Source organism: Winogradskyella sp. SM1960 (assembly GCF_020179375.1).
Classification (GTDB): Bacteria; Bacteroidota; Bacteroidia; order Flavobacteriales; family Flavobacteriaceae; genus Winogradskyella; species Winogradskyella marina.
In genome coordinates this window covers 1-11,061 of sequence record NZ_JAICBG010000013.1, presented here as the reverse complement: position 1 = coordinate 11,061, position 11,061 = coordinate 1, and the positions used below count along the sequence as shown (strand labels likewise).

The following is an 11,061-nucleotide window of genomic DNA, read 5'->3' as shown; positions in this document are numbered from 1 at the left end:
TCAATCCAAAGTTGTTAGTTTGAAGTTTAAATTTTAGAAAAATGTTGATTTGGAATCAGCTTGTAGTTAACGTGTTTGTATATGGTTTGTTGCGTGGTTTAAGCACTAAATTTAGCAAATAAAAATCGAATAGAAAATCCGCGAGGATTTTCGTAAGTAGGCTAGAACTAGCAATAAATTATATACGGTGTTACCACACGTTTTTTATTCCTATTTTATTATTAATTTTTCAAAGCCTTTAGTGATATGTGTTTTTGTTTCTCCCAAAGAATCCGAATAAACCAAATAAGCATCTATTTCTTTTAATTCGGACAATAATTTTTTTGATTTCTCAATTCCCATAGCCATAAATGCAGTTGCATAACCATCAGCTTTGGCACAAGTGTTTGCAATTACATACGAACTTAAAACATCACTTTGTTCTGCTTTTCCGTTTAGTGGATTAATTGTATGAACATATCTTTTTTTAGTGATAGAATCAATCCTATATTTTCTGAAATTTCCAGAACCAGCTATTGATTTGTCTATTAGCTTTAATCTAGCTCTGACTGTTCTATTATTAATTTTAGATTCAATACTTTCAATTCCAATTGTCCAATTATCATTATAATTCAAGTTTTTTCCAATTACTCTAATTTCCCCACCAAGTTCTACTCTCAGATTTTCAATACCTTTATTTGCAATTGATTCAACAATTTTATCTATTGTATAGCCTTTAGCAATTGAATTAAAGTCAAGATAAATTTTAGGATTTTCTTTAAAAATTTTATTATTGTCTAATAGCTTAACCTTATTAAAACCGACATAATTCATCATAGAATCTAATTTATAATCAGTAATTAATTTAAGGGGTTTAGTATCTCCAAATCCATATGCATTTCTTAATGTTCCAACAGTTGGGTCAAAATAGCCTTTTGATTTTTTATATAAATCTTTTGAAAGTTTAAATACATCTTGAAAAAGAATATCTGTACTAATGTTTGAATTTCCTTTATTGATTTGAGATATATCACTATTAGGTATATAAGTACTCAAAGACTTATTCATTGAATTAATGACAGAGTCAATTCCTTTTTTGATTTTCGGATTATTATTACTGCTATAATATTCTATTTTGTAAGAAGTTCCGATAGCTAATCCTTTTAGAATAATTAATTTTTGTTTATTTGATTCACATCCTAGAAGAATCGTAGTAAGTATAAAAAGTGTAAATAATTTTAAAATATTCATTCTGTTTCTGGTTTTTTTTCAAATGTGTGGTAACGATTTTGTGTATGATTAGTGGCGTGTTTAAGCACCTAATTTAGCAAATAAAAACCGAATAGAAAATTCGCAAGAATTTTCGTAAGTAGGCGATAACTAGCCATTAATTATACACATTGTTAGGCTTAGTTTTTTTTCAGTTTTATTTCCTTTTCACAATCTATACATATTAAAGTATCATTTATTATTCGATATTTTGTTCCGATATTTTTATATAAAGTTGGATATACTTTTTTTGTATGTTCAGATATTCTGTTTTTTAAATTTAATTCAAGAACGTTATTTTTTAACTTGTATTCTCCTAATGTTTCTTCTGTCATTTCTCCTCCGTGAGAAGTTGAGCATAAAAAGTCATTATTTTTGTATAGTTCAAGTTTTACCCAAATAAAATCAGGGTTTTTTATGCTAGTGAATTCCATTTTCTTTCCACCAAAGAAACTCCATTTAATTACATCTCTAGGTATAAAAACTAATAACCCAAATCCAATCACAAAAACTATAATTCCAGTTCTATATTTTTTCCAATGATTCTTCTGTCTAAAAATCAAGGAATTTAATAAAAGCCCAATTCCGATAATTAAAAATATTCCATATACTAGAGCCAATGGTCCAGCATCATTGTCAGTAAAAGAATTGTTTCCTGGTATTCTAAAATGAACTAATAAACCACCAGCTAACCCGAAAATTGAAATTGAAATTAATTGTCCTATAATTCGAATTATATTTACCAATTTTTTGTTCATTCGGGATTTTTTGTCAAATTAAGCCTAACGGTTTTGTGTATGTTTAGTTGCGTGGTTTGGCAACTAATTTAGCAAAAATTGACCGAACCCGAGAAAATTCCAGCGGAATTTTCGCACGTAATCTAAAAAAAGCAATTAATTATACACGTTGTTAACTACTGGCTTTTTTTTTATTTAGGCAGAGTTCAAATTTTTATATTTTTCTTTAGATTCATTTTGGAACTCAAATTCTCGCAAGAGTTTAAGCGTATTACTCCGTTTAGCGAATCCAGATTAGTACAAATTGGTTTTCCTGCGTGTAGTTCAGCCGTAACGATAAACGTTTGCTTTTGAATCTTGTTTTCCTTTATCAATCTTTTGAATCTCAATTTATCTTAGTTGTTTTAATTATCAAATAGAGTAGAGTGAGTTGATATTTGGTTTCTATATTAGTCTTTTTTAATCTTAAATTATCTTAGTTGTTTTAATTCAAGCAGAGTAGAGTGAGTTGTAAGTTGTTTTACTTTCATTAATTATTTAAATCTAAATTATCTTGGTTATTTAGTCAAGTTGAGTTTACTCCGTAATGCTTTTGAGTTTGCATTATTCATCCGAGTAATCAATCCAAAGTTATTAGTTTGATGTTTAAATTTTAGAAAAATGTTGATTTGGAATCAGCTTGTAGTTAACGGTCTAGTGTATGATTTCGTTGCGTGTTTAAGCACTAAAGTTAGCAAATAAATCACAGATAGAAAGTCCGCGAGGACTTTCGTAAGTAAGCTATAACTAGCAATGAATTATACACATTGTTGGCAATAGTATTTATTTTTTAATAGTCGGATTAAAAGCAATTCCAAATAATCCTTTTTCCATTTCTAATACGATTTCTTGTTTTTCATTTACCGACTTATATTCTTTTTGGTTTAATTTTAGTTTGTCAATTTCTCCGTCATACATTTTATTCGGAATTCTTCCCCAAACAGTATTGTTCAAATCACTATAACCGTCTTTAACAGTTACGATAAAGTTTTTAGTAATTAATTCATTACTCGACAATCTATTTGTTTTAAGTCCGAGCGATACAACAAAGTCAGAAATAATAGGATAAATAATAATACACATCATTCCAATATAGAGTATGTGTATTAATTTCGACCATATTTTTCCACCGTATTCTTTTCGGTCAAATGTTCCGAATAAAGTTATAATCAGAGTTAATATTATAGAAATCGGCATAATTGATTTCTTAAAATCAGAAATATCGCTTTTTAAATATAAAGATGATTCTTGTGGTAAAAAGTAGAAGCTATTTAATAATAATATTCCGACAACTATAATTCCGATTATTATTCTGGTTCGTTTCTTCATATTATTGCCAACGTGTTTGTGTATGATTTCGTTGCGTGTTTAAGCACTAAAGTTAGCAAATAAATCACAGATAGAAAGTCCGCGAGGACTTTCGTAAGTAAGCTATAACTAGCAATGAATTATACACGGTGTTGGCAAATCGGTTTTATTTTTTTCGCAATCGTTAAATTCCGACGTTTTGTTTCTCAAGCGTAATTTAGCTCTTTTTTCTTAAAATTCTCAAAAAAATCTCCGCATTTCTTTCCGTTTATTTTCCGAACGTTTTGCTTCCGATATTTCGGAACTGTTATTCAGCCAGAACTTTTCGGATTGCTAAATTTTCGATGCAATGAACTGAAATTGGGCAAATCAAAATTCCGACATAATTTTCCGCAAGAGTGATAAATTCAGACGTTGTTTTTTAATTTAGATTTCAAGTTTATTATTTCTTTAAATTCTCAAATAAATTTCCGCTTTTCATTCTGTTTTTTGCCGAACGTTTTGCTTCCGATATTTCGGAACTGCTATTCAGCCGAAAGTTGTCGGTTTGCTAAATTTTCGATTTAAAGAACTGACATTGGGCAAGCCAAAATTCCAGCGTATTTTTTCCGCAAGAGTAATTAATTCCGACGTTTCTTTTCAATTTCAATTTCAATTTCAAGTTCTATTTATTTTTTCCTTTGTTAAAAATCTAAATGTTTGAATTGAAGTACGATTTTTGTTGGTCTGGATAACTGTTTGCCAACGGTCTCGTATATGATTTGTTGCGTGTTATAAGCGAGTAAGTTAACAAATAAAAACCGAAATAGAAAAACCGTGAGGTTTTTCGACAGTAGGCAAGAAGCAGCTATAAATTATATACATTGTTGGCAATCAGGCTTTATTTTGTTCGTTTAATTTTCGGTGGATTTTGGCGAGTATCAAAAACATCAGCAATTTTTATAAATCCGTTTTGTTCATCAACCGAATATATCACTTTGTAGTTTTTGAAAACCAAATAACGATATTGAATTTCTCTATCTTTAAGTAATTCTTCTTCTTGTCCAATAAAGTATGCTTTGATTAATTTTTCCGATTCTTTAATTATTCCAGTTACAATTTTAGTAGCAACTTTTAAACTTGCTTTCTTTTCGTAATATTCATAAATTTCGTCAAGTTGAGTTTCCGAAAAGTCTGACCAAATAATTTTAAAATTCATTATTCGTATTTGGCTAAAAGTTCAGAACTTGTTTTAAACCGATTGTTTTTGAAATCTGATTCTGATTTGTCAATTCGTTTGTTTAACTCATCAATGGTCATAGGCTTAAAAAGCCTTTCGTCAGAAGTGTCTTTTTCCTTTTTCAATATTTTCTCAAGCTTGGAAATTGCTTCCTCGCTTTGAAGTTTTAGGAATTCTTGAATAAATTCTATTTTTCGAGCTTCTATATTCATTTCGAGTTTCTTTTTATCAAAGATACTAAATTATCAAATTCAATCAATATCTTTCTTGGTTTAACGAATTTTTCAGCTTGTTGCCAACGGTCTTGGCTATGGTTTCGTTGCGGAATGGTTCGGCAGAACTATTCCGACGTAAACCAAAGATAGCAAACACACAGGGAATTTCCGAGAGGAAATTCCGCCGCAATGAACTATAGCCGTTGTTGTGCATAGTTTTTTTATTTATTTTTCAGTTGTTCAAATGTCCTTAATGACTGAATCAAAATCGACATATTTTTATTTAGTTCCTCCGTTTGTGAAGCTGATGCTGTTAAATTATAAAAAACACCTTCAATTCCGCTGTCCAAAATGAAGCTGATTATTTCTGTTCCTCCATTTTGATTTGAGTCTGGTTTTGTGTGAAGAAAATAGGACTTTTTGTTTAATAGTTCTGTTTGTCCAGATTCCACAATTTTTCTATTTTGAGAGTTATTTTCAATAATATTTAAACAGTATTCAAATTCAGATTCCAAGTCTTTATTTTCTCCAAAACTTTTAATTTTTTGAATAGATATTATGTCAATAAATCCATTTTTGTCAGGTTTAGAACTAGCGTCAATTCCCAGAATGATATTTTCATTGTCATATTCTTCAACTTTACATTCCCAATTTTTTGGAATCAGTATTGAAAAATCATTGGTCGGATGAGAGATTTTTTGTCTCGCAAATTTCACAGGATAGTCCGCATATTTATTTAGAGTATTTTGTTTGTTTGAACAAGAAACAACCAAAATCAGAAAGATAAATTTTCCTATGAATTTCATTTTCTCAAATTATGCACAACGTGTTTGTATATGGTTTGTTGCGTGGTTTAAGCACTAAATTTAGCAAATAAAAACCGAATAGAAAATCCGCGAGGATTTTCGTAAGTAGGCTAGAACTAGCAATAAATTATATACGGTGTTACCCAACGTTTTTTTTATTCTATTAACTTTAAATATGTACTATCATTAAATTCAATCAATCTAACACCAACTTGAGGTTCATAAATTATCTTACTGATTTCATTTTCGATTGAACCTGAAAAAATAAAAACGTCATTGAATTCAAATCCATTTGAGTTATAATTTGTTAGAAATTGTTCGATATCTTCACTTTCATCAAAAACAGAGCCATTTATGAAATACATTTCTTCATCGGTTTGTATAATAAAAATAACTTCTCTGCGATTACCATAGTCAAGCACCTTTATGTTTAGTCGAAAATTCAATTCAAGTTCTGTAATTGAAAGAATTACACTACTCGATTCAAAAATATAAACATGACAACTTGGTTCTGAAGGCGTCGAGTATATTGGTTCGTTATCAAATTCAGTATATTCAGCTGTAATAATTTCTGAATTTTGATTTTCAAATTCTACCTGCGAATTTATGTTTGTTGGAATTATAGAAGATTCAAATTCATTAAAATTTACATAATCAGTTCCTTCATCACTACATCCGCAACTATAAGCTAGAAATATAACCGAAAATATAATTGTCATTTTTTTCATTAATCTAGTTTTTTATTTAAGATGCAAGATGTTCAGAATGGTTGCGTCAAATGTTGGGTAACGGTTTTGTGTATGATTAGTGGCGTGTTTAAGCACCTAATTTAGCAAATAAAAACCGAATAGAAAATCCGCGAGGATTTTCGTAAGTAGGCGAGAACCAGCCATTAATTATACACGTTGTTGTAAGTAGTGCTTTTTTAGTTCACTTACTTAATTTCAAAATCCGAAATGCTCCTTGAATTACCAATGCAAAAACAATTGTTCCGATAATCAAATCAGGTTTATTAGAACTCAAATAATGCACTAAAATTCCTGCAATAATTACTCCCAAATTGATAATCACGTCATTCGAAGTGAAAATCATACTCGCTTTCATATGTGCTTCTTCTTTGCTCTTTGACTTTTGCAAAATATAAAGACAAATTCCGTTTGCAATAAGTGCAAAAATCGAAACTATAATCATTGTTGAAAAATCGGGAAGTTTCTCGTTTCCGAAAAATCTTCTCAAGACTTCTACAAATCCAATAATCGCAAGTATTATTTGAAAATATCCAGCAAGTTTGGCAATCCGTTTTTTCTTTATTACTGTTCCGCCAACCGCAAACAAACTAATTCCGTACACAAAACTGTCCGCAAGCATATCTAAACTATCGGCAACAAGTCCCATAGATTTTGAGATAATTCCTGTTGTCATTTCAATAATGAAAAAAGCAAAATTTATGGCAAGTACAGACCAAAGTAGTTTTTTCTGATTTTCGTTTTCTTTAAATTCCGTTCGGTCGGTTTGTTCCGTTGAGATTTTTTTTCCACCTAAATTCAATTCGATAACGGACTTTTCGATTTGGTCAATTTCTCCGCTGTGAAAAACGGTCAATTTTCGATTCGGAATATCAAAGTCCAAATTCGCAATGCTTGAAATTCCGTCCAATTTCATTCGGATAAGATTTTCCTCTGAAGGACAATCCATTTTGGTAATTTCAAATATTGTTTTATTCACTTGGTTTCTGGGTTTTTCGGCATTACTTACAACGTCTCCGTATATGAGAAGTAGCAGATAAAAATGCTGTTACTTTGCAAATTATAAACAAAGATAGCAGAAAAGAACAAGCCTTACGGCTTTGCTCTTAACTGCTATTTTTTATATACATTGTTGTAGGCAGTATTTTTTATAATCCTCCTCCAAAAGTGTTTATTGTGCTGTACAAGAGCCATTCTCCATCTGATTTTCGATAGATATAAGCGATATTGTGATTTGAAATATAAGTAATATTAATTCTATGCAATATCAGCACTACATCTCTATTTGAATTAAAAAATGGTTTAGATAGTCTGTTTGTACATTCGCAATCTTTGCACCATTCCACAGTTTGTTGTTTACTATTAAAAACATAGTCTTTACTTTCTGAAAGCTCTACATCTATTATTTGCTTTATTTCTTTTGCAGTAAATAAACTATCTAAAGCTCTGTACTTTTTTTTCCAATATTTAATTGATATTTCACTCGGAATACTATCTATATAATCTTCGCCAGTAGTGCTATCAATAGCGAAAAATGTATAAAACGGTCTATTTTTAGTCCTAAAATCATAGTAATGTTTTAATTCTGATTTCATATTCGTAATATCTATACTTTTCATTGAGCATACCATTGAGTCTTTTTTATACTTAAAATTTTCTATAGTTTGCTCAATAATACTCCTCATATCATTTTGTTGTGATGATATTGTCTGAAAGTAAAATAAAAGTAAAATAAATGTACTTTTAATTACAAGTCTTTGTGCCTTTTGCATCAGTAGTGTCATTAAAGTGTTCATAAGCTAATAAAGTTTGTGCTCCTATTCTTTCTGTTATTGTAAGGTTTTCGGTAAATACATTATTGCCATTGAGTCCACCCCAAACCAATTTTCTGGCATAAGTTAAATCGACTCCATTTATATTTGCATAACTGCAATATGCAACAATTGCTTCGGCTAAATCATCTATAAAATCGGTATAAATATTATGACTCTCTTGCTTATAGGCTTCTTTAAAAGCATTATTGTTTGTGTCCGTAAGCAAGTTATCCATTGAAGTTTTTAAGTCAGTATATTCAGGATATTCGGTAAGCAAGTTGCCACTATGATATAAATTAACAATGTAAGCGTGAACTAACTCATGGTAAAATGTGCTAACAATGCCAAGTGTGGTTGCCGTATCTAAATAAGTATTGTCAAACTCCATTATTACAACATTGTCATAATATTCGTTACTCTCTAGTAGTAAACGAACTCTAGCGCCTCCGATACCAGGTAAATCTATGTCTTGAATATTAATATTATTAGTTGAAGAAGTCCTAAAGAAATGATTCCAAATTTTTTGTGTAAAATCGGAATTATTTTTTGTTTTGGAAATAGAATAAAAAATGGCTTTAGCTTGACAATCTTTATCCATACCGTTTATAAATTTTTCTAAATCTTCAAAATCTAAATCTTCATTTTCTGATAAAATCTTTACCGCTTCTTCAATAAATTCAGAGTTTTCTACACTACACCCATTCATATTAATATAGTTAGCAATTGCTTTACGTTGTACATCATCCAATAGCTGCGCTCTAGTGTAGGCAAGGCTTCCATATCCAAAACATTCCCAAAGCACTCCATCAACGTTCATTATCTCTAATGGTTTTGTTACTGTGCCAATACCGTCTGGATTTTGTGTGGTATTGTTGTTATTAGTATTCCCAGAACCATTTGAAGTGCCTGTACCGTTAGGATTTCCGCTACCATCTCCGCCAGTAGTATTTCCATTTGTTGGATCATAACCAGAATCATAGCCAGAGTCAGAACCCGAATTGTTGCCAGAATTGTCATTACCTGCACTACCACTAGAGTTACTGCCACCACTATTACCATTATCAACAATATATTGTGGACAGTTAACAGGATTCCAGGTGTAACCAATAGTTTCTCCTGAAAGGTCAATTATAATTTTTACACAACCACCAGTAGCCGTATCATAATATATGCCTGTACTGCCTATTGGTACAATACCTGAATCACTTGAACTTGAAACTTCAGGAAGTGGTTGTACTGAAGTTTTATTTTCAATACCTACAGGTATAACTCCATCAATAATAGATTGCCTTTCAGTTTCAGTTAAATCATAGCTCATTATAGATGCTTTGTAAGTGCCATCCTTTTGTTTACTTAAAACTAAATTTTCAGTAAGTCCATTATTCTCAGGTCTTTTAATAGCAAAGGTGTAACTTTCGTAATCACCAGATGTAATATGATAAGCTTGCTCATTATCTACATAAAAGTCATATTCTTCCGAGTAAATTAACTTTCCTTGTAAGTTGGTATTGCCGTTTTGAGAAATTAAATCTTTACTATTTGGTAGAGTTTCTACTATAGCTTTTACACTTTTACTTTCTGATAGCTCTGATTTGCTAATTAGGTTAATTGTAAATTCTGGTTTTTCAGAAGAGTTTTCGATAGTATTAGTGTCGTCTTTTTCACATCCAAAAAATGCAAAAGTGAAGAATAAAAAGTACAAAAATTGTTTCATTAGTTTTCTGTTCATAAGTTCCGTTGTTTAAATTTAATAAATAATTCTCAAAGTGTTGGCGATATTGCCTACAACGTGTTTGTATATGGTTTGTTGCGTGGTTTAAGCAACTAATTTAGTAAATAATTACCGACGAAGAAAGTCCGAGAGGACTTTCGTAAGTAGGCGAGAAGCCAGCAATAAATTATATACGGTGTTGTGGGTAGTTTTTATCCCCATATTTGCCAAGCAATTCCAATAATTGTTACTATTCCGACTACTAAAGCTATTATCGTATTCGCTTTTGACCAATTCGATTCCTTTTGTTCCGTTCCAGTTTTAATTGTCTGTTTTCCGGTTTTCGATTTTTTATTAATTATCATATTTCCATTATTGATAATCGTTTCTTTTGAGCCTTTTTTTACGTTTACACCTTGTTCTTTTAAGTAATCCATAAAGTTGTTTCCTTCATCTTCAAACCATTTAAGAAATTCGGGAATATTGTCTTTGCTAAAATCAGGAACAGTTTGAAAATCTCCGTTTTCAATTGCGAAGTCTCCGTCTTTAATTTGTAAATCGAAATCTTGTGATTCATTAAACCATTTTTTGAAATATTTTCTTACGGTTGATTTATCTAAATTGATAAGTCCTTTTTCAATTATCATATCAAGAAAAAAATCTGCTTGGTCGGCTCTTTTTTCAAGACGTTCGTCATAATATTTATCCCATTCTTTTTCGTCAAGTAAAGGGTTTCCTTTAATTTCATTTTCGTGGTCTACAAGAAGCGTAACTTCGTTAATTAGAGACTTAATTAAACTCTTTAAATCAAAAATTCCTTTTTTCCACGCTGATTTGGTATGTTCTCTATCGGTCGTAGCTATTTTAATTCCACCAATTTTAGTATCAAAGTCGATATCATTCCAAGGTTGGATGTAATCTTGTCTTCCAGGAAACTTAACATTGATAAAAGCGGCAACTTCTTTTAAAATATCATCTAATTTTTGATAGGTATCTAAAAGTAATTCTTTATCATTTTCGGTCAGTTCATAGCCAATCGGTGCAGCTCTCAAATGAAGAATTTCAGGTAGGTTTTCTGTCCGTTTCATAAGTGAATTAACTATGTTTAAATCTTTTTCGGTCATTTTCTTAAATTACCCACAATGAATATATATATGAATAGTAAGGGATTTGAAACACCTTACCTTCGGGTTTTCAATAAGCCAATTTAGTAAATAA

The 11,061-nt window shown here is 30.5% G+C and carries 11 protein-coding genes; all 11 read right to left on the bottom strand.

Annotated elements, in window-relative coordinates; translation table 11 throughout:
- Positions 1 to 210: 210 nt before the first annotated feature.
- The gene (locus K1X16_RS17355) at positions 211 to 1,230 is read right to left on the bottom strand and encodes an FAD:protein FMN transferase (protein WP_075694601.1); all 1,020 of its coding nucleotides are present in this window, start codon (positions 1,228 to 1,230) and stop codon (positions 211 to 213) included.
- Positions 1,231 to 1,388: 158 nt separating this feature from the next.
- The gene (locus tag K1X16_RS17350; RefSeq protein WP_225037342.1) at positions 1,389 to 2,006 is read right to left on the bottom strand and encodes a hypothetical protein; all 618 of its coding nucleotides are present in this window, start codon (positions 2,004 to 2,006) and stop codon (positions 1,389 to 1,391) included.
- 801 nt (positions 2,007 to 2,807) lie between these two features.
- The gene (locus tag K1X16_RS17345) at positions 2,808 to 3,353 is read right to left on the bottom strand and encodes a hypothetical protein (protein WP_225037341.1); all 546 of its coding nucleotides are present in this window, start codon (positions 3,351 to 3,353) and stop codon (positions 2,808 to 2,810) included.
- An 859-nt stretch (positions 3,354 to 4,212) separates the two neighbouring features.
- Positions 4,213 to 4,530 (bottom strand): type II toxin-antitoxin system RelE/ParE family toxin, encoded by a 318-nt coding sequence (locus K1X16_RS17340; protein ID WP_225037340.1) that lies wholly within the window; start codon positions 4,528 to 4,530, stop codon positions 4,213 to 4,215.
- Positions 4,530 to 4,763, bottom strand: a complete 234-nt coding sequence (locus K1X16_RS17335; RefSeq protein ID WP_113966733.1) for a hypothetical protein — start codon at positions 4,761 to 4,763, stop codon at positions 4,530 to 4,532. The genes K1X16_RS17340 and K1X16_RS17335 overlap by 1 nt, the downstream gene beginning before the upstream one ends.
- 224 nt (positions 4,764 to 4,987) lie before the next feature.
- Positions 4,988 to 5,572, bottom strand: a complete 585-nt coding sequence (locus tag K1X16_RS17330) for a PsbP-related protein (protein WP_225037339.1) — start codon at positions 5,570 to 5,572, stop codon at positions 4,988 to 4,990.
- A gap of 155 nt (positions 5,573 to 5,727) precedes the next feature.
- Complete coding sequence (locus tag K1X16_RS17325) at positions 5,728 to 6,300, bottom strand: hypothetical protein (protein ID WP_225037338.1); 573 nt, start codon at positions 6,298 to 6,300, stop codon at positions 5,728 to 5,730.
- A gap of 202 nt (positions 6,301 to 6,502) precedes the next feature.
- Positions 6,503 to 7,297: a cation transporter gene (locus K1X16_RS17320; RefSeq protein WP_225037337.1), complete on the bottom strand. Its 795-nt coding sequence runs from the start codon at positions 7,295 to 7,297 to the stop codon at positions 6,503 to 6,505.
- Between the two features lie 169 nt (positions 7,298 to 7,466).
- Positions 7,467 to 8,003: a hypothetical protein gene (locus K1X16_RS17315; RefSeq protein WP_225037336.1), complete on the bottom strand. Its 537-nt coding sequence runs from the start codon at positions 8,001 to 8,003 to the stop codon at positions 7,467 to 7,469.
- Between the two features lie 58 nt (positions 8,004 to 8,061).
- The gene (locus K1X16_RS17310; protein WP_225037335.1) at positions 8,062 to 9,861 is read right to left on the bottom strand and encodes a hypothetical protein; all 1,800 of its coding nucleotides are present in this window, start codon (positions 9,859 to 9,861) and stop codon (positions 8,062 to 8,064) included.
- Positions 9,862 to 10,055: 194 nt separating this feature from the next.
- Positions 10,056 to 10,931 (bottom strand): hypothetical protein, encoded by an 876-nt coding sequence (locus K1X16_RS17305; protein ID WP_225037334.1) that lies wholly within the window; start codon positions 10,929 to 10,931, stop codon positions 10,056 to 10,058.
- Positions 10,932 to 11,061: the final 130 nt, after the last annotated feature.